The 20,105-nt window shown below is 35.2% G+C and carries 20 protein-coding genes and 1 tRNA gene; 20 read left to right on the top strand and 1 reads right to left on the bottom strand.

Annotation, left to right across the window (positions count from 1 at the left end; all coding sequences use genetic code 11):
• The first annotated feature begins 22 nt into the window (after nucleotides 1–22).
• The 4 genes from yabP to BUB12_RS12000 all read left to right on the top strand — a co-directional run bounded on the left by yabP (nucleotide 23) and on the right by BUB12_RS12000 (nucleotide 1,763).
• On the top strand, nucleotides 23–325 hold the full coding sequence (gene yabP / locus BUB12_RS12015; protein WP_072891164.1) for a sporulation protein YabP: 303 nt from the start codon (nucleotides 23–25) through the stop codon (nucleotides 323–325).
• Nucleotides 322–921 (top strand): spore cortex biosynthesis protein YabQ, encoded by a 600-nt coding sequence (gene yabQ / locus BUB12_RS12010; RefSeq protein ID WP_072891163.1) that lies wholly within the window; start codon nucleotides 322–324, stop codon nucleotides 919–921. Before yabP ends, yabQ begins: the two co-directional genes overlap by 4 nt.
• 4 nt (nucleotides 922–925) lie before the next feature.
• On the top strand, nucleotides 926–1,306 hold the full coding sequence (locus BUB12_RS12005; RefSeq protein WP_072891162.1) for an FtsB family cell division protein: 381 nt from the start codon (nucleotides 926–928) through the stop codon (nucleotides 1,304–1,306).
• Nucleotides 1,307–1,379: 73 nt separating this feature from the next.
• Complete coding sequence (locus BUB12_RS12000; RefSeq protein ID WP_072891161.1) at nucleotides 1,380–1,763, top strand: S1 domain-containing RNA-binding protein; 384 nt, start codon at nucleotides 1,380–1,382, stop codon at nucleotides 1,761–1,763.
• 157 nt (nucleotides 1,764–1,920) lie between these two features.
• Here the strand turns inward: BUB12_RS12000 and BUB12_RS11995 are convergent.
• Nucleotides 1,921–1,994 (bottom strand) — tRNA-Met (locus BUB12_RS11995).
• Nucleotides 1,995–2,472: 478 nt separating this feature from the next.
• Here BUB12_RS11995 and spoIIE point away from each other — a divergent pair.
• From spoIIE to lysS, 16 genes are all read left to right on the top strand, one after another.
• Nucleotides 2,473–4,926, top strand: coding sequence for a stage II sporulation protein E (spoIIE, locus tag BUB12_RS11990; protein WP_072891160.1), 2,454 nt, complete (start codon nucleotides 2,473–2,475; stop codon nucleotides 4,924–4,926).
• Between the two features lie 240 nt (nucleotides 4,927–5,166).
• Nucleotides 5,167–5,901, top strand: a complete 735-nt coding sequence (locus tag BUB12_RS11985; protein ID WP_072891159.1) for a VWA domain-containing protein — start codon at nucleotides 5,167–5,169, stop codon at nucleotides 5,899–5,901.
• Nucleotides 5,873–6,805 (top strand): protein kinase domain-containing protein, encoded by a 933-nt coding sequence (locus tag BUB12_RS11980; protein ID WP_234982696.1) that lies wholly within the window; start codon nucleotides 5,873–5,875, stop codon nucleotides 6,803–6,805. The genes BUB12_RS11985 and BUB12_RS11980 overlap by 29 nt, the downstream gene beginning before the upstream one ends.
• 69 nt (nucleotides 6,806–6,874) lie before the next feature.
• Nucleotides 6,875–8,263, top strand: a complete 1,389-nt coding sequence (gene tilS / locus BUB12_RS11975; protein WP_072891158.1) for a tRNA lysidine(34) synthetase TilS — start codon at nucleotides 6,875–6,877, stop codon at nucleotides 8,261–8,263.
• Between the two features lie 10 nt (nucleotides 8,264–8,273).
• Entirely contained in the window at nucleotides 8,274–8,819 is a 546-nt protein-coding gene (hpt, locus tag BUB12_RS11970) for a hypoxanthine phosphoribosyltransferase (RefSeq protein ID WP_072891157.1), read from the top strand.
• A 131-nt stretch (nucleotides 8,820–8,950) separates the two neighbouring features.
• Nucleotides 8,951–10,945, top strand: a complete 1,995-nt coding sequence (gene ftsH, locus BUB12_RS11965) for an ATP-dependent zinc metalloprotease FtsH (protein ID WP_072891156.1) — start codon at nucleotides 8,951–8,953, stop codon at nucleotides 10,943–10,945.
• A gap of 255 nt (nucleotides 10,946–11,200) precedes the next feature.
• Nucleotides 11,201–11,977: a type III pantothenate kinase gene (locus BUB12_RS11960; RefSeq protein ID WP_072891181.1), complete on the top strand. Its 777-nt coding sequence runs from the start codon at nucleotides 11,201–11,203 to the stop codon at nucleotides 11,975–11,977.
• Nucleotides 11,978–11,996: 19 nt separating this feature from the next.
• Nucleotides 11,997–12,869, top strand: coding sequence for an Hsp33 family molecular chaperone HslO (hslO, locus tag BUB12_RS11955; RefSeq protein ID WP_072891155.1), 873 nt, complete (start codon nucleotides 11,997–11,999; stop codon nucleotides 12,867–12,869).
• A gap of 21 nt (nucleotides 12,870–12,890) precedes the next feature.
• Nucleotides 12,891–13,805, top strand: a complete 915-nt coding sequence (locus tag BUB12_RS11950) for a peptidylprolyl isomerase (RefSeq protein WP_072891154.1) — start codon at nucleotides 12,891–12,893, stop codon at nucleotides 13,803–13,805.
• A 121-nt stretch (nucleotides 13,806–13,926) separates the two neighbouring features.
• Nucleotides 13,927–14,856, top strand: coding sequence for a cysteine synthase A (cysK, locus tag BUB12_RS11945; protein ID WP_072891153.1), 930 nt, complete (start codon nucleotides 13,927–13,929; stop codon nucleotides 14,854–14,856).
• 129 nt (nucleotides 14,857–14,985) lie between these two features.
• Entirely contained in the window at nucleotides 14,986–15,807 is an 822-nt protein-coding gene (folP, locus tag BUB12_RS11940) for a dihydropteroate synthase (RefSeq protein WP_072891152.1), read from the top strand.
• 2 nt (nucleotides 15,808–15,809) lie between these two features.
• Nucleotides 15,810–16,172 (top strand): dihydroneopterin aldolase, encoded by a 363-nt coding sequence (gene folB / locus BUB12_RS11935; protein WP_072891151.1) that lies wholly within the window; start codon nucleotides 15,810–15,812, stop codon nucleotides 16,170–16,172.
• Nucleotides 16,172–16,684 (top strand): 2-amino-4-hydroxy-6-hydroxymethyldihydropteridine diphosphokinase, encoded by a 513-nt coding sequence (gene folK, locus BUB12_RS11930; protein ID WP_072891150.1) that lies wholly within the window; start codon nucleotides 16,172–16,174, stop codon nucleotides 16,682–16,684. The genes folB and folK overlap by 1 nt, the downstream gene beginning before the upstream one ends.
• Complete coding sequence (locus BUB12_RS11925; RefSeq protein ID WP_072891149.1) at nucleotides 16,654–16,866, top strand: helix-turn-helix domain-containing protein; 213 nt, start codon at nucleotides 16,654–16,656, stop codon at nucleotides 16,864–16,866. The genes folK and BUB12_RS11925 overlap by 31 nt, the downstream gene beginning before the upstream one ends.
• Nucleotide 16,867: 1 nt before the next feature.
• Nucleotides 16,868–17,857: a tRNA dihydrouridine synthase DusB gene (gene dusB / locus BUB12_RS11920; protein WP_072891148.1), complete on the top strand. Its 990-nt coding sequence runs from the start codon at nucleotides 16,868–16,870 to the stop codon at nucleotides 17,855–17,857.
• Between the two features lie 234 nt (nucleotides 17,858–18,091).
• On the top strand, nucleotides 18,092–19,573 hold the full coding sequence (lysS, locus tag BUB12_RS11915; RefSeq protein WP_072891147.1) for a lysine--tRNA ligase: 1,482 nt from the start codon (nucleotides 18,092–18,094) through the stop codon (nucleotides 19,571–19,573).
• Nucleotides 19,574–20,105: the final 532 nt, after the last annotated feature.

Here is a 20,105-nt window from a genome sequence, read left to right as displayed (position 1 = left end):
TACTGATAAGGAGGAAGCGGATATGAACTATTATGATAAAGAAAATAATCACAGAGTACAACAACAAGATCATCAATTAAAGATTAATAACAGAAAGTTGCTAGAAATAACAGGAGTTAAAGAAGTTGATAGTTTTGATAATGAAGAGTTCCTTTTAGAAACGGTAATGGGTTATTTAATTGTGCGCGGCCATAATTTACAGTTAAAAAACCTTGACGTAGGTGAAGGTGTTGTCTCTATCAAAGGCAAGATTTACGAGATTTCCTATGTAGATGAACACCAACAGGAGAAAGCTAAAGGGCTCTTTAGCAAGCTATTTAGATGACATTAAATATCCAATTTCTAACGATGATTACAATGATTTCAGGTGGCTTTTATCTTGGTATGGCAGTGGATACCTTTCGCCGTTTCGACAGACATTGGAAGAGTAAGAAATTTTTAGTTTACTTACTGGAAGTTTGTTTTTGGCTCTCTCAAACCTTTATCCTTTATTATTTATTATTTTTAGTGAATTCAGGAGAGTTAAGATTTTATGTGTTTGCAGCAACATTACTTGGATATGCCACCTACCAAGTAATTGCTGCGAACTTCTATAAGAGATTACTAGAAAGACTCATTGTAATTATCAAACAGGTTTATAATTTTTTTGAAAGATTGTTTATTGCGCTAGTATATAAACCAATTAAATACCTTATACAATTATTAATTGCTTTTATTATTTTTATTGTTGGCATGGCATGGACTGTCATTCAATTTTGCTTCAAACTCCTCTTCGCACCCATTAAGTGGGTCTTTGGTTTGATATATCGCCTTTTACCAGATAAAGTTAAACTGTTTTTACACAATCTTGCAGGATTTTATAGTAAAATAAAGAATATAATTATAAAGTGGGTGAAGTATATCTCGTCAAAGAGGAGGTAATGCTATGTCTGTCAACAAGAGCAAGGTTTCTAAAATACATCCTAGTTACGTGCAACAGTATGATGTTTACCAAGAAAGACAAAACAGACGAAAGAAACTGTTAAAACGTAGACTCATATTTTTTGCTATTTTAGTTGCGATTATAATTGGCTCACTAACCGTTTATCATTTTAAACAACGAGAGATTCATGCAGAAAAACTAGAAGAGTATAATCAGCTTAAAGAAGAGTTAACCCATTTACAAAACTTAGAAGTTCAGTATAAAGAGGAAATTGAATTATTGAATAATGACTCATATATATTAGATATAGCACGTACAAATTACTTCTTATCTAAAAAAGGGGAATTAATTTTCAAAATTCCCGACGAAGACCCCTCATATTGACACACTTTGCAACGCTTAGCTATAATATATAGTAAGTAGTGATTTTAAAATCTTAAGGAGGAGCATTTTTTTTATGTCAATCGAAGTAGGCAGCAAGCTGCAAGGAAAGGTAACAGGGATCACTAATTTTGGAGCTTTTGTAGAGCTTGGAGAAGGGAAAACGGGCCTTGTTCATATTAGTGAAGTTGCCGATAACTATGTTAAAGATATTAATGAACACTTAACGGTAGGTGACGAGGTTAAGGTAAAAGTAATTAATGTCGAAAAGGATGGTAAAATCGGTTTATCTATTAAGAAAGCTAAGGATAAACCACAACGTCAAAGAAGCACAAGAGAACGTACTGAATCATTTGAAGCAAAAATGAGCCGTTTTCTAAAAGATTCTGAAGACCGTTTAGCCTCTTTAAAGAAGCACACGGAATCTAAACGTGGGGGTCGAGGTGCTAAAAGAGGATAGCAGTTGCTGTCTATAGAGAATGCTCTATAATCTTTTCTAATAAATAATAAGCAAAAGCAGGTATCCATATGTGTACCTGTTTTTTTATTGCTCAAAAAAAGAGGTTATCCCAGGTATCTACACGAGATCCTTATGGGATAACCTCTTTTTTAAGTAATAGCGGCGGAGGGGATCGAACCCACGACCTCACGGGTATGAACCGTACGCTCTCGCCAGCTGAGCTACGCCGCCAAAATATAGAAGCAACAAAAAATATCATACCTGAGGATAGAGAAAGTGTCAATAGATTCTCTATATAAATCTATTTTCCAAATTATGCAATAGTAGAATACCACCATTTGCTATAACTCTTAATAAATATTTCGACAGATGTTTTTACAAATAAAGGGAATAAATTCAGTTGCTTTACTCCTTATAATTTGTTTAATCGCCTATGATATGTACGAATACCAGGTATGAATAGGTAATTAATGATTTTAGAAATGGAGTGAACGATTCGAGGGAGAAAAAAGGTTTATGTAGAAAATAACTTTTACTAGAAGAATAGCGTCGAACGATTTTTAGGATTAGCCCTCTTGTTTTGACAAAAAAAGTTGCAAACCTATGGTTTACTTTATTGAAAGGATTCTATTATATTCTGTAAAACTACTGCTTAGCAAGGGGCTAAGATAATTTGAATATACTATCCGTCAAAGAGGAGTGGTATAAAATGCTAGATTCTATTCCAAGAACAGAATCAAATACGATCAGGGTAGGAAAAAAGGATTTAGATCAAACAGGGAAAAAGAAATATTCAAAAGCAAAAAAAGTACTGTTAGATAAAGGCTGGCTATTTGTCATAGTTGGATTCTTGCTAGGAAGAGCAATTATTTTATCAGCAGTTTCGCCATTTGCTGTAGCATTTCTAGCAACGATGTGGTTTTTACATAGAGATAAATCTCCTAAAATAATGATTGCTACTATGGCAGGTGCTTTTACGTATTCGTTTGAACATGGTGTATATATTGCTGTAGCAACTTTAGTATTTATCATTCTTGCTGGTATCTTTAAAAATTCCAATCATCAGCAGATAAAAATACCTCTATTTGTATTTATGGCAACAGTCGTTCCTCGATTATTTTTATACTCCTTATCATCACAGTTAAGCTATTATGAATGGATGTTGCTAGTAGTAGAGGGAATTTTAGGGACAATCTTAGTATTAATCTTTATGCAAAGTGTTCCATTAATATCACCAAAACGCTATAAACCTACTTTAAAAAATGAAGAAATTGTGTGTATGATTATTTTAATTGCCTCCATTCTTACTGGGACAGTAGGTTGGGAACTTTACGGGGCTTCTATTGAACAAGTGTTATCAAGGTATTTTGTATTAATATTAGCTTATATTGGTGGTGCTGCTATTGGGTCAACGGTGGGTGTTGTTGTTGGGTTGATTTTATCACTAGCAAGTGTCGCAAATATTTATCAGATGAGTTTATTAGCATTTTCAGGTTTACTTGGAGGGTTATTAAAAGAAGGGAAAAAGCTAGGTGTTAGTGCCGGATTATTAGTTGGAACATTTCTAGTTGGTATCTATGGAGAATCCCAAGCTATTTTGCCATCAATCATTGAGTCCTCGATTGCTATTTTCTTATTTCTATTAACTCCAGGTATCTGGTTTAAGAAACTATCAAGGTATATTCCTGGTACAGAGGAACACACCAATGAGCAAGAGCAATATTTGCAAAAAGTACGTAATGTAACTGCTAAACGTGTAGAACAATTTTCTGAGGTTTTTGAAGCATTATCAAAAAGCTTCCAATCTGCTGAGAGCTACTCAGCAGAAGACGAAGAAGAAAAACAGCGAGAGACGGATTATTTCTTAAGTCAAGTTACAGAAAAAACATGCCAATCTTGTTTTATGAAAGAACGTTGTTGGCAACAGCAATTTGATAAAACGTATGGTTTAATGGAAAGTATGAAAAATGATATAACCGACGATCAGGAACCGAATCGTAAAACAGTTAGAGAGTTTGAGAATCATTGTGTTAAATCCAAAAAGGTAATTGATACGATGAAAGAAGAAATATCCTACTTTGATGCAAATCGCAAATTAAAAAAACAAGTATTAGAAAGTAAACGATTGGTAGCTGAACAGCTTCAAGGAGTATCAGAAGTAATGGATGATTTTGCAAAGGAAATATTGAAAGAGAGAGAACATCATGAGAAACAGGAGTTGCAAATCGTTCACGCTTTAAAAGCATTAGGAATTGAATTAGAAAAACTAGATGTTTATCGCTTAGATAAGGGAAATGTTGATATTGAAATGGCCGTTTCCTTCTATGACTATCATGGAGAAGGAGCCAAATTAATTGCCCCTGTTCTATCAGATATTTTAAATGAGACGATTGTAGTTAAACATGAAGAAATCTCTCCATTTCCAAATGGTTACTCATTTTTAGCGTTTGGGTCAGCAAAGGAATATACAGTAACGACTGGTGTAGCACATGCTGCTAAAGGTGGTGGAGTCGTTTCGGGTGATAGTTATACAATGATAGAGCTTGGTGCTGGTAAATATGCAATGGCTATTAGTGACGGAATGGGTAATGGAGAAAGAGCTAGTGAGGAAAGTGAAGAGACACTTCGATTATTGCAACAAATATTACAAACAGGAATTCCTGAAAAGGTTGCGATTAAATCTATTAATTCCATACTAGCTCTGCGAACATCAGATGAGATGTTTGCAACATTGGACTTGGCAGTAATTAATTTACACAATGCATATGTTCGTTTCTTAAAAATTGGGTCAACACCAAGTTTTATTAAACGAGGTGACCAAATGTTAAAGGTAGAAGCGAATAATTTGCCAATTGGGATTATCCAAGAGTTTGATGTGGATATTGTTAGTGAGCAGCTGTTGGCAGAAGATTTATTAATTATGATGAGCGATGGTATTTTCGATGGACCAAAACATGTTGAGAATACCGACATATGGCTTAAGAGAAAAATACGTGAAATGGAAACGGATGATCCCCAGGAAGTAGCAGACTTATTACTAGAGGAAGTTATACGGACAAGGTCTGGAGCCATTGATGATGACATGACAGTGATGGTAGCAAAAGTGAAAAAGAACATACCAAAATGGGCTACCGTTCCAATTTATGAAGATAAAGCACAATAATTATGTTTATAGATTATTATTATGAAATCCGAACAGTGAAACTGAATTCCCCTATTAGAATTCGGCTTCAGTTCGGATTTTTGTTTGAGCGAAGTATTCTAGTGAAACGTGGATTTGTGTTAGACCACCATTCAAAACTATAAATAATAGCTCATCAAAGCAAACTAGCTTTTATTAAACATGTATAAATACTAGTTTAAATGGAGATGCTGATGATGGAAAAAGTTGGAGGTGTAACGAGTGAAAAAGGGGACTTTAAAACAAATTTTATTAATTACCGATGGATGTTCTAATAAGGGAGAAGACCCTTCTGCAACGGCTGCATTAGCTCATCAACAGGGGATTACGGTAAATGTAATTGGTATTTTAGAAGATGACCAAACGGAAGACCCACAAGGACTGCAAGAAGTAGAGGATATTGCTCTCTCAGGTGGTGGGGTAAGCCAACTAGTTTACAAGCAAGCCTTATCACAAACAGTGCAAATGGTAACAAAGCAGGCAATGACACAGACGTTACAGGGATTTGTTAATACAGAACTAAAGCAGATACTAGGTTCAGAGCAAACTATGGAAGATTTAGAACCAGAAAAGCGTGGAGAGATCATGGAGGTTGTAGAGGACTTAGGAGAAACTTGTGATTTAGAAGTATTAGTATTAATAGATACAAGTGCTAGTATGCATGATAAACTACCTACCGTAAAAGAGGCACTAATTGATTTATCTATTAGTCTAAATGCTCGAATTGGAAGAAACCGATTTAGTATCTTTAGTTTCCCTGGAAAGAGAAAAGATATTGATAAGGTTTTAGATTGGTCACCTAAGTTAGATAGTATATCTAGTGTATTCCCTAAATTAACTAGTGGCGGGATTACACCAACAGGTCCGGCAATACGTGAGGCGATGTATCAGTTTGGAAAGAAGAGCTTATTAAGGAGCTTTAGAAAAAATGATGAACAAGACGTCGAGAACGCATGACTTTGAACTAAGACCTGGTATGAAAATACATGGGAAATGGCATAAAAGAAGTTATCTAATTAAAAAGAAATTAGGTAATGGTGCGATTGGGACTGTCTATTTATGTGAAGAAAGTAAAAAGTTATTTGCACTTAAGATTAGTAGCAAAAATTCCTCTATGACGATGGAAGTAAATGTATTGAAATCATTAGAAAAGGTCCAAGGAAATCGGCTTGGACCTTATTTAATAGATGTCGATGATTGGCTCGCACCAAATGGGTCCACTTATTCATTTTATGTGATGGAATATATCGATGGCCAGACAATTCATGATTTTATTTCACGAAATGGTAAGGAATGGATTGGGGTTTTCATTCTTCAGTTATTAGATGACTTAGAGAAACTTCATCAAGCAGGATGGGTGTTTGGGGATTTGAAAACAGATAACCTTATCGTGTCATCCAATCCACCTAAAATTCGCTGGATTGATGTTGGAGGAACGACACAAATAGGACGAGCGATTAAGGAATATACAGAGTTCTATGATCGTGGGTATTGGGAATTAGGCTCTAGGCGTGCAGAACCAACTTATGATTTATTTGCGTTAGTAATGATTTTCTTAAATCTATTTTACCCTAGTAGGTTTGAAAAAGGGGCAAACACTAAAGCGTCTTTATTTAAACGGATTGATAAAGTTCAAGCACTAAGGCCATATGAGGTGTGTTTTAAAAAAGCTTTAACAGGAAAGTACCGGTCTGCAAAAGAAATGAGACAGGAAATAGCTCAACGATTATACAATACACAACGAAAAGTTGCTCACAATCAGAAAACCCCATCTGATAATTATCCACCTATACTATTCGAATCAATCGGTATTACGCTAATTGCTTTTATCTATTATGTAACCTCCTTACTCGTCTATTAACTGATTTAATAGTACTGGAAAGATAGATTGTGCTAAAATAGTGGAATATCAAGGTGGAGATGTTAACTAATGAAAGAAACTGTATTAGATTTTATTCAAAGGCACCAGTTATTGAAAAAAAATAGCACAGTCCTAGTTGGAGTATCGGGTGGACCTGATTCAATGGCTTTATTACATTTTCTTAATTCCATTAAAGAGGAGTGGAAGCTCTGTATTTATGTTCTTTCAGTTGATCATCAACTTCGCAAAGAAGGAAGCAAAGAGGACTTAGAATACGTTAAGGGGAAGTGTAAAGAGTGGGGAATAGCTTTTATAGGTACTTCATTGGACGTTCCTACCTATAAAAAGAAAGAAAAACTGGGAACCCAAGAAGCAGCTCGAAAAGTTAGGTATCAGTTTTTTAAGGAACAAATAGAGATGTTAAATGCCGATTATTTAGCATTAGGTCATCATGGAGATGACCAAGTGGAAACGATGCTTATGCGTTTAACGCGAACAGCAGATTCTAGTGTTTTTTCAGGCATACCAGTAAAAAGACAACTAGGACGAGCTAAAATTATCCGACCGTTTCTTTGTTTAACCAAAAAGGAACTGGAAGAGTATTGTGCTACAAACGGATTTATTCCAAGAATTGATCCAACAAATTTAGAAACCAATTATACGAGAAATTATTTTAGGAAACATGTGTTGCCACTTCTAAAAGAGAAAAATAATAATATACATAAGACAGTACAACACTTAAATGAAACAATGATGGAAGATGAAGAATTTCTCCAAAATGAAACGAAAAAAGTAATCAAAGAGGCTGTTGAATTTTACCCCAACAAAAAGAGAATTAGAGTGAACGTTGAGCTATTTAAATCATATGCTTCTGCTTTACAAAGAAGAGCCTATCATCTAATATTAAACTATCTATACGATGAATTACCTAATAATTTATCGTATGTTCATGAAAAACAATTTTTAGCATTATTGTCAAATAATAAGGGAAATGTTCACATTGATTTTCCTCGTCAGTTAATGGTTGTAAAGACATATCAATATATTGATTGTTACTTCAAGGATCAGCAATCTCCTAAACAATCCTATCAAAAACAAATGGAAATTCCAGGTGAAATGAATTTGCCAAATGGATGGAAAATCACTGCTACATATATTAAACATCCTGTTAAGCATAATAAGAATACCTTTATCATTAGTATTGAATCTGTGAGTTTACCATTATTTATTAGGACAAGAAAAACGGGTGACCGTATGAGTTGGTCAGGCTTAAACGGTAGTAAAAAATTGAAGGATATCTTTATTGATGAAAAAATACCTTTAAATGAGAGGGATACATGGCCTATTATTACAGATAATAATGGCAAAATCTTATGGTTGGTAGGTTTAAAAAAGGGACAACCCATAGAAAACAGTAATTCTAACTCTTTTATACAATTACATTATGAAAAGATGTAGGAGGGGCAACGTGCATAACGATATAGAGAAGATATTAATAACAGAAGAAGAAATTGCAGCAAAGTGTAAAGCACTTGGAGACCAGTTGACAGAGGAATATAAAGATAAATTCCCACTAGCAATTGGTGTGTTAAAAGGTGCCATGCCTTTTATGTCTGACGTATTACGTCATATTAATACGTATCTCGAAATGGATTTTATGGATGTATCGAGCTATGGTGGTGGAATGCAGTCATCTGGGGAAGTTAAAATAGTAAAAGATTTGGATACTAAAGTAGAGGGACGAGATTTATTAATAATTGAAGATATCATAGATAGTGGCTTAACCCTTAGTTACTTAGTAGACCTATTTAAGTATCGTAAAGCAAGATCAATAAAGATTGTTACGTTACTTGATAAGCCATCCGGAAGAACTGCTAAAATTAAAGCTGATTTAGTTGGATTCGAGGTACCAAATGAGTTTGTTGTAGGTTATGGTTTGGATTATGAAGAAAAGTATCGGAACCTACCGTATATTGGTGTGCTAAAACCGAAAATATATGGTGGAGAAGAGTAATTAGCAATTTTAATAACATATTGTTTAAATTTAGTGAAAACTTAATAGTATCGGAGAGGAATTAGTTGTAAAATAACTTTTTCGTATGGTACTATTGTTTATAGTTTTTCCCGTGTGGGAGGAGGTAGGCAATGAACCGAATATTTCGGAATGCGTTCTTTTATTTACTCTTATTTTTGGTAATTATTGGAGTTTTAGGAGTACTTAATGGACAAAATGAACAAGCAAAAGAATTTAATGTCAATGAATTTATGCAGGCATTAAATAATGGTGAAATCGATGAAATGACGATGCAGCCGGTTAATGGAATAATGCGTATCACTGGAACACTACAAGACGATGAACAGTTTGTTGCTCAAGTTCCAGATAATAATGATATTGTTGCCAATATAACGCAACTTGCACAAGAACAAAGTGCACTTGATACAATTGAAGAAGATACGCCAAGTATTTGGCTAACTCTTTTTACAACGTTAATTCCGTTTCTAATTATAGGTTTATTATTCTTCTTCTTACTTAGCCAAGCTCAAGGTGGCGGTGGTGGCCGCGTAATGAACTTTGGTAAAAGTAAGGCGAAAATGTATAGTGAAGAAAAGAAAAAGGTACGTTTTAAAGATGTCGCTGGTGCGGATGAAGAAAAACAAGAATTAGTTGAGGTTGTTGAATTCCTAAAAGATCCTCGCAAATTCTCAACTATCGGTGCTCGAATTCCAAAGGGTGTTCTTTTAGTAGGACCTCCAGGAACTGGTAAAACACTATTAGCAAGAGCAGTTGCAGGAGAAGCTGGCACACCATTCTTCTCCATCAGTGGTTCTGACTTTGTTGAAATGTTTGTTGGTGTTGGTGCATCTCGTGTACGTGATCTATTTGAAAATGCTAAGAAAAATGCGCCTTGTATTATTTTCATTGATGAGATTGACGCAGTAGGTCGTCAACGTGGTGCAGGACTAGGCGGAGGTCATGATGAGCGTGAGCAAACCTTAAACCAATTGCTAGTAGAAATGGATGGTTTCGGTGCAAATGAAGGAATCATCATTATCGCTGCAACAAACAGACCTGATATTTTAGACCCAGCATTGTTAAGACCAGGGCGTTTTGACCGTCAAATTACAGTAGATCGTCCAGATGTTAAAGGTCGTGAAGCAGTCTTAAAAGTACACGCGAACAACAAACCACTTGATAAAACAGTGGACTTAAAAACAATTGCAATGCGTACACCGGGTTTCTCTGGTGCTGACTTAGAAAATCTGTTGAATGAGGCGGCATTAGTTGCTGCTCGTGCTGATAAAAAAGTAATTGACATGACCGATGTGGATGAAGCGATTGACCGCGTAATTGCAGGTCCTGCTAAAAAGACCCGGGTTATATCAGAAAAAGAACGAAATATTGTTGCATATCATGAAAGTGGACACACCATTATTGGAATGGTGCTAGATGATGCGGATATCGTTCATAAAGTAACCATTGTCCCACGTGGGCAAGCTGGTGGATATGCAGTAATGCTACCTAAAGAAGATCGTTATTTCATGACTAAACCAGAACTGTTTGATAAAATTACTGGCCTCTTAGGTGGTCGAGTGGCAGAGGAAATCATTTTTGGAGAAGTAAGTACAGGAGCTTCCAATGACTTCCAACGTGCTACTGGAATTGCCCGTAAAATGATTACTGAATACGGTATGAGTGATAAACTTGGACCACTACAATTCACAAGTGGTGGTGGAGAAGTATTCCTAGGTAGAGACATTCAAAATGAACAAAACTACAGTGATGCGATCGCTCATGAAATTGATCAAGAAATGCAAAACTTCATCAATTATTGTTACGACCGTGCGAAGTCAATTCTGACAGAGCATCGTGATAAACTTGAATTAGTAGCACAAACTCTTCTAGAAGTAGAGACTTTAGATGCGAAGCAAATTAAGTCACTATTTGAAGATGGCGTTATGCCAGAACCTGAACCTGAAGTGACAGAAGAGGAAGAAGAAGTTAAAGTAAATATTAATTCTAAAGATGAAGAAGATGAAGATGCAATTGGTTCTTCTTATGAAGAAGCGAAAGCAAAAGCAGAAGAAAAAGTTGATGAAGAAAAAGTCGATGAACCTTCTAATGACGATAAAAAAGAATAAGTGATAAAAAAACAGTCCTTTATATCAAGGACTGTTTTTTTCTAGTTTAATTAAACAGAGTATCGTTATGTTTATTGCTTCGGAAATAAAGTGATTTGCTATGTCCTCGTTCTGATAATATTTAGACTTAAGCACATTTTAATATTAGAAGAAAACATATTTGCTGCGCTCGTGCTTTTTCTCTTTAAACCATTTTGGTATAGTAATGAGGTAGAAGGTAGAATGTTATTTTTTCACAGGAAGGTTTGGTATGCAATGCTTTTTGTACTTGATGTAGGTAATACCAATACAGTATTAGGAGTATATGAGGATGATGTACTTACACATCACTGGAGAATAAAAACGGATCGATATAAAACAGAAGATGAATTTGCTATGTTGATTAAATCTTTATTTGAACATAAGGGATTGGAAATGTCGGATGTTCAAGGTGTTATTATTTCATCGGTTGTACCACCGATTATGTTTTCGCTTGAGAAAATGTGTGAAGTTTATTTTGATATAGATCCACTAATTGTTGGTAAGAATTCGTTAGAAACAACGAAACTAAAGATGTGCTATCCAAATCCTCATGAGATTGGCGCAGACCGAATTGTAAATGCTGTTGGAGCAATTAAGCAGTACAGGGCTCCATTAGTGATTATAGATTTTGGAACGGCAACAACATTTTGTTATATAAATGATAGGGAAGAATATTGTGGAGGTATTATTTCTCCAGGAATTAATATTTCAATGGAGGCATTGTATCAAAAAGCTTCTAAACTTCCTAAAATTGAAATTGAAAAACCCGACGAAGTTGTCGGAAAATCCACTGTAGAAGCGATGAAATCAGGAGTCTTTTATGGTTATGTTGGACAAGTAGATGGAATAGTAAACCAAATAAAAAACTCTACAAACACCAATCCAACTGTAATTGCCACTGGCGGATTGTCTGCTCTAATTGGTGATGCTTCTAATACGATAGATGTTGTGGATCCTTATTTAACATTAAATGGTCTCTATACAATTTACAAAGATAATTGGAAAAAGTGATAATAAAGGAGTTTTTAGAATGTCAGATTACTTAATTAAAGCAACAACTTATGAGGGTAAAGTTCGTGCATATGCAGTTCGGTCGACGGAAACAGTTGAAGAAGCACGTAGAAGACAGGATACTTGGGCAACAACCACGGCTGCTATGGGTAGAACCTTAACAATTACTGCTATGATGGGGGCAATGCTTAAAGGGGAAGATACCTTAACAGTTAAAGTGGAAGGTGGTGGTCCAATTGGGGCCATCGTTGCTGATGGAAATTCCAAAGGTGAGGTAAGAAGTTATGTTACTAACCCACACGTAGATTTTGAATTGAATAGCAAAGGTAAATTAGACGTTGCTCGTGCAGTTGGTACTACTGGTAATTTAAGTGTGGTTAAGGACTTAGGGTTGAAAGAATATTTCACGGGACAGGTACCAATTGTCTCTGGTGAGATAAGCGAGGATTTCACCTATTACTTCGCTAATTCGGAACAGGTACCTTCAGCAGTTGGTGCAGGAGTATTAGTTAACCCAGACCATTCCGTGTTAGCATCTGGTGGGTTTATTGTACAGGTGATGCCAGGTGCAGACGATGCCATTATATCTAAATTGGAAAAACAAATTGAGACATTCCCGGCTATTTCATCCTTAATTCAAGATGGAAAAACACCTGAGGAAATACTTGAAATATTATTTGCTGGTGAGAATCTTAAAATTCATGAAAAAATGCCAATTGCATTCCATTGTAAATGTTCAAAAGAACGTTTGGCACAAGCTATCATCGGATTAGGTGATGAGGAAATCCAAAATATGATTGAAGAAGACCATGGTGCTGAAGCAAGTTGCCACTTTTGTAATGAAATGTATCATTTTACCGAGAGTGAGTTAGAAGAATTAATACAGAGATAGTTAAATTGGGGGAAACACAACATGTCAAAACGATTTTTACTCAGTCTGCTTATCGTACTACTCATTACTAATATAACTACGTTGCTTTTTTGGATGAATGCCAAACAACAAACTGGAGAAACTGTAGTTGTAGATGAGTCTAATGAGGAGATTGAACGTGATGAACCTGTTGCAACAATAGGTAATGAAGAAATAATGGTAGATCAATGGATGAAAGCATTGCGTGATAACTATGGGGAACAACAGTTGAAACAAATGATTGATAAGTCTATTGTAAAACAATTAGCGACAGAAAAGGGTATTACCGTCCATGATAAAGTGTTAGAACGTGAGATAGCCTTATTAACCTCTACACAAGGCGTAATGACGAAAAATGAAGTTGAAAAAGTAGAGAAGCAATGGACTGAGGATATAACCTTTCGCTACCAATTAGAAGCACTATTAACAGAAGGTATCTCCATACCTGAGGAAGAAATAAAAACTTACTATAATTTGTATAAAAATCAGTATAATTTCCCAAAATCACTTCAATTATCACATATTTTAGTGAATGATAGGGAAACTGCAGAAAAAGTGGTAGAAGAATTAAATAACGGTGCATCATTTTCTCTGCTTGCAAAAGAGTACTCTATTGATGAGGAATCCAAGGACGAAGGTGGTTATATTGGATATTTCACGACCACGACTCAATTCTTACCAGCAAATTATGATGTTCAAGCTGAAAAGATAGAAGAATTCTCCTATAGTGAACCGTTTGTAACGGACAGGGGTTTTGCTATTATCTTTTTACACAGAAGTTTACCAAAAATTACGTTTTCTTATGAAGAACTTCGCCCATATATAAAAAACGAATTAGCTTTAGATGAATTAGGCCAATCCTTATCAACCAATCCATTATGGGAAAAATTTGATATCAATTGGTTGTATGACGAATAAGCTAAAGTATAAGGATGTATGCGCCCATTTTTAGTTCAATTAGTTGACTTTTTAAAGGGACAGCAGTACATTTATTATAAATCCTATAGTTTTACTAGGAATTAAATTGGGAGGTATTGGAATGAGAGTAGCGGATAATATTATTGGTCTAATTGGAGAAACTCCAATCGTAAAACTAAATAACATTACAGATGAAGATAGTGCAGATGTATATGTGAAGTTAGAATTTATGAACCCAGGAAGTTCTGTAAAGGATCGTATTGCCTTAGCAATGATTGAAGCAGCAGAAATTGAAGGCTCGTTAAAAGAAGGAGATACAATTATCGAGCCGACTAGTGGTAATACGGGTATCGGTTTAGCAATGGTTGCAGCAGCAAAAGGATATAGAGCTGTATTAGTAATGCCGGATACAATGAGTCAAGAACGTCGTAACTTACTGCGTGCATATGGTGCAAAGTTAGTACTTACTCCTGGTGCAGATGGCATGAAGGGTGCTATTAAAAAGGCAGAAGAACTTAGTGAAGAGCATGGGTATTTTATGCCTCAACAATTTAACAATGAAGCAAACCCAGAAGTACATGCACGTACAACAGGTAAAGAGATTGTAGAACAAATGAAAGAAGGCCTAGACGCATTTGTATCTGGGATTGGTACTGGTGGTACGATCACAGGTGCTGGTAAAGTGCTGAAAGAACATTTCGATGGAATCAAGCTTTATGCTGTTGAGCCTACAGATTCTGCTATCTTGTCAGGTAATAAACCAGGACCACATAAGATTCAAGGAATTGGTGCAGGATTTGTGCCGAAAGTACTGAATACAGATGTTTACGATGAAGTGGTAACAATAGAGAATGAGGAAGCCTTTGAAACTTCTCGTGAAGTAGCTAGAACAAATGGAATATTAGGTGGTATTTCAGCAGGTGCTGCTGTTGCTGCAGCTAAAAAAGTTGCTAAACAGCTTGGAAAAGATAAAAAAGTCCTTGCAATCTTCCCTGATAACGGTGAACGTTACCTTTCTACACCGTTATATCAATTTGATGAAGAAAAATAATTCTGAAATGAAGGAGCTAGTATCTAAATGGATGCTAGCTTTTTTGTTTGTCAAAATAATACTAATAAGGATTACTAATGTATGATACCATAATGTTAATTAAGATGTTGATGGAAAGAAGGTAAACATATGATTATAAATACACCAACAAAAAGTTTAGATTTAGATCATCATACACATATTATGGGGATCCTTAATGTAACACCGGATTCATTTTCAGATGGTGGGAATTATACAACAAAAGAAAATGCAATCACACAAGCAATAAAAATGCAGAATCAAGGTGCAGACATTATTGATATAGGTGGAGAATCAACAAGACCTGACCATGAGCCAGTATCGTTACAAGAAGAGATTAAAAGAGTTGTTCCAATGATTGAAGCAATTAAGGATAAAATATCAATCCCCATATCCATTGATACATATAAAGCCGAAACTGCAAGGCAATCAATCTTAGCGGGTGCAGAGATTATAAATGATGTCTGGGGAGCGAAAAAGGACCCTGAAATTGCCGATGTTGCTAAAGAATTCAATGTTCCAATTATCCTTATGCATAACCGTGAAGATATGAACTATACCTCCATCATAGATGATATGAAAAGGGATTTAGAAGAAAGTATTGAAATTGCTATTAAAGCAGGAGTTCCTAAGGAGAATATTATTTTAGATCCTGGTGTTGGATTTGCAAAGGATGCAAAGGATAACTTAGTAGTAATGAATAACTTAGAACAATTTGCAAATATGGGTTATCCATTGTTATTGGCAACTTCACGCAAACGATTTATCGGTTCAGTGCTCGATGTACCAGCACCGGAGAGAGATAATGGAACAGGTGCTACCACTTGCCTTGGGATAACAAAAGGCGCAAGAATTTTTCGTGTTCATAATGTAAAATTGAATTTCGAGCTAGCTAAAATGATGGATACGATGCTACGAGAAGGAGGAGAATAACTTTGGATAAAATATCATTAAATCAAATGGCCTTTTATGGTTTCCATGGGTTATTCCCTGAAGAAAATAAATTGGGTCAGCGTTTTGTTGTCGATGTTGATTTGTTCGTTGATTTAAAAAGAGCTGGAAAAACAGATCACATGGATGATTCCATTCATTATGGACAAGTTTATGATAACGTAAAAAAGATAGTTGAAGGTAAATCACGGAATCTTATAGAAGCAGTAGCTGAAGATATCGCTCACCAATTGTTAGTGGAGTTTCAACTTCTTCAAGCATGTACAGTAAAAGTTATCAAGCCAGATCCACCAATACCGGGTCATTACCAATCTGTATCAGTAGAGATTTATAGGGAGAGAGAATGATGAATAGAGCTTTTATTGCACTAGGCACAAATATTGAACCGAGAAAAGATTACTTAAATCAAGCAATTAACATATTGGATAAAAATGAATCAATTATGGTAATTAATAAATCATCTATTTATGAAACAGAACCTATGGGTTACACAGAGCAAGCAGATTTTTTGAATATGGTAATTGAAGTAGAAACTCCCCTTCAAGCAATGGAATTATTACTGTACCTTCAAACAATAGAGCAAAGGCTAGGAAGAAAAAGAGAAGTGCGTTTTGGACCAAGAACAATAGACCTTGACATTTTACTTTATAATGAAGAGAATATAAAAATGGAGCAATTACAGGTTCCACATCCAAGAATGCATGAGCGTGCTTTTGTGCTCATACCCTTACATGAAATAGCACCTGAAAAAAACGTTCCTTGTATTGGTAAAACTGTACATGAATTATTAAATGAATTAAAAGAGAACAACAAGAAGGAAGTCGTTTTATGGATAGAAAAAGGATTGGACGAAGAATAAGAGGATTTCGTAAACTAAAAGGGTATACACAAATGGACTTTGCCAAGCGTTTGGGTGTTCCTCTAGCTGTGTTAGGTTCGGTTGAACGTGGGACAAGAGAGATTCCAGAGGGACTAATTGAACAAATTGCAGGTACTCTCAATATAGAAAAGGATGAACTACTTAAATTAAAGGTGGAATAATATGTTTAACATTGGTGACATCACTATCCCAAACCGTGTTACACTTGCACCGATGGCAGGGGTTAGCAACTGGGCTTTTCGACTAACTGTTAAAGAATTTGGAGCAGGACTGATCACTGCTGAAATGGTTAGTGACAAAGGAATTGTAAACAAAAACAAAACAACTATGAAAATGTTATATATAGATGAGCAAGAAATGCCAATGAGCTTACAAATTTTTGGTGGAGAACGTGAATCACTAATTCAAGCAGCGCAATACGTTGATCAAAATACAAATGCTTCTATTATTGATATTAATATGGGGTGTCCAGCTCCAAAGGTTACAAAGGTAGAGGCTGGTGCCAGATGGCTACTTGATCCTGATAAAATTTATCAAATGGTAAAGGCTGCAGTAGAAAACGTAAATAAGCCAATCACAGTAAAAATGCGAACAGGTTGGGATGAAAATCACATTTATGCTGTTGATAATGCAAAAGCAATTGAAGCAGCTGGAGCAAGTGCCATCGGAATTCATGGTCGTACCAGAAAACAAATGTACGATGGTTATGCTGATTGGGAAATTATTAAGCAAGTTAAAGAAGCAGTTACAATACCTGTTATAGGTAATGGTGATATTGATAGTCCTCAAATTGCTAAACAACGATTAGATGAGACTGGTGTAGATGCTGTTATGATTGGTCGTGCAGCTCTAGGAAATCCATGGATAATCTATCAAACTGTAAAATATCTTGAGACAGGAGAACTTTTAGAGGCTCCTACACCAAGACAAAAGATAGAAGTTTGTTTGCTTCATATGGAAAGACTAATCAAACTAAAAGGTGAAAAAGTTGCTATCTTAGAAATGCGAAAACATACAGCATGGTATCTTAAAGGAATTAATGGAAGCGGAAGTGTGAGAATAGAAATTAATCAGGCTGAAACTCGTGAGCAGTTAGAAGAGATATTATTTAAATTTGTAAATGATGTTGAAACTGCAATGAAAGTTTCCTAAAATTTATTCATAATCTGCTGGCGCTGCTAGCAGGTTATTTTAAAAAGAAGAAAAAAGCGTCGGAATAGTAGGTTTTATCATGTACATTAGTTGAAGTTTATTTCATTCAAGGTGTAAAATATAAGTTATGTTGAAATAATGATAATAGTTTGGTTTAGATAGGTAAGGTTAATGCCGGCAATTGTATTTATCATACATATTTAAAATATAAATTAGTATAACGGAGTGATTATTGTGTCAGAAGAATTAAATGAGCACATGCGCGTGCGTCGTGAAAAATTAGATTCATATCGGGAACAAGGGCTCGAACCCTTTGGAGGAAAGTTTAATCGTACCCACTTAGCTGAAGAGTTATTAAATCAGTATCAGGAATTTTCAAAAGAGGATTTAGAAGAAAAGGAAATTCAAGTTACTATTGCAGGAAGAGTAATGACAAAGCGTGGGAAAGGAAAAGCAGGATTTACACATATTCAAGATGCCAGTGGTCAGATTCAGCTATATGTAAGGAAAGATGCTATTGGGGAAGAAGCTTATGAATTATTTAAATCCATTGATTTAGGTGACATCGTCGGAGTGACAGGTGTAATGTTCAAAACAAATGTTGGCGAGTTATCAGTCAAGACTACTGAGTTCCAATTATTATCAAAATCTTTACGTCCATTACCTGAAAAATATCATGGATTAAAAGATGTGGAGCAACGCTATCGTCAGCGTTATCTCGATCTGATCACTAACTTAGATAGTAGAGATACATTTGTATTACGAAGTAAAATTATTCAATCCATGCGTAGATACTTGGATAATGAGGGATTCTTAGAAGTTGAAACACCTATGATGCATGGAATTCCGGGTGGAGCTTCGGCAAGGCCGTTTGTTACCCATCATAATGCGCTAGATATTCCTTTGTATATGAGAATAGCGATTGAATTACATCTAAAACGTTTAATCGTTGGTGGTTTAGAAAAAGTATATGAAATTGGACGAGTATTCCGTAATGAAGGAGTTTCGACCCGCCACAATCCAGAATTTACAATGATTGAATTATATGAAGCATACGCTGACTATAATGATATCATGGAGTTAACGGAGAATTTGGTTGCACATATAGCGAAAGAAGTATTAGGTACAACTACAGTAAAATATGGTGATGTAGAAGTTAATTTAGAACCAAAATGGACTAGACTCCATATGGTTGATGCTGTAAAAGAACATACTGGAGTAGATTTCTGGAAAGAGATGAGCGATGAAGAAGCAAAATCTCTAGCTAAAGAACATGGAATTGAAATCCAAGATAGTATTTCATTTGGTCACGTAGTAAATGAATTCTTTGAACAAAGAGTAGAGGAAAAATTAATTCAACCTACATTTATATATGGTCATCCAGTAGAAATTTCTCCATTAGCGAAGAAAAATGAAGAAGACGAGCGTTTCACAGATCGTTTTGAGTTATTCATTGTTGGTCGTGAACATGCGAATGCATTTAGTGAACTGAATGATCCGATCGATCAAAGAGAACGATTTGAGGCGCAAGTACAAGAAAGAGCTGCAGGAAATGATGAAGCTCATTTAATGGATGAGGATTTCCTAGAAGCGTTAGAGTATGGTATGCCACCAACAGGAGGATTAGGTATTGGAATAGATCGATTAGTTATGTTGCTAACTAATTCTCCATCAATACGTGATGTACTACTCTTCCCGCAAATGCGTAATAAATAATAATATAAACAGGGTTTCTATTATAGGAACCTTGTTTTTTTATTTGAAGAAGCTTATAGAAATGTCTAGTTTTGTTTTAATAGTGAAGAAGGATGCAATATACATGCCGTCACTATGTAGTTCTCATTCTTCTGATAATATTAGTATTTGAGCTAGTTAAAAGTGTAACTTCTATTAAAGATTTTATGTTTAATTGACTCGATACTGGGAATGATAATTTTTAATAAAACATAAATGTATAACTTACAAAATTTACCTTTCTAAACAACTTGATTTCCATTTCAAAACATGGTAAATTATTATTCGTGCTTAAGAAAACACATAGTAATTATGTAATAAAAAATTATTGACAGTGTTTTGGTAGCATGGTATATTGTTTAAGTCGCTAAAAAAAGCGAGTGGCTTTAATGAAATGATCTTAAAAAAACATGTTGACTTAAATGATTTAACATGTTAATATATAAGAGTTGCTATTATAAAGCGACCTTAAATATTTGCTCTTTGAAAACTGAACAAAACAACCAGTATGTTA

Origin of the sequence: Ornithinibacillus halophilus (assembly GCF_900129485.1) — a bacterium.
Taxonomy (GTDB): Bacteria; Bacillota; Bacilli; order Bacillales; family Amphibacillaceae; genus Ornithinibacillus; species Ornithinibacillus halophilus.
This window is presented reverse-complemented; position numbering and strand designations above follow the sequence as displayed.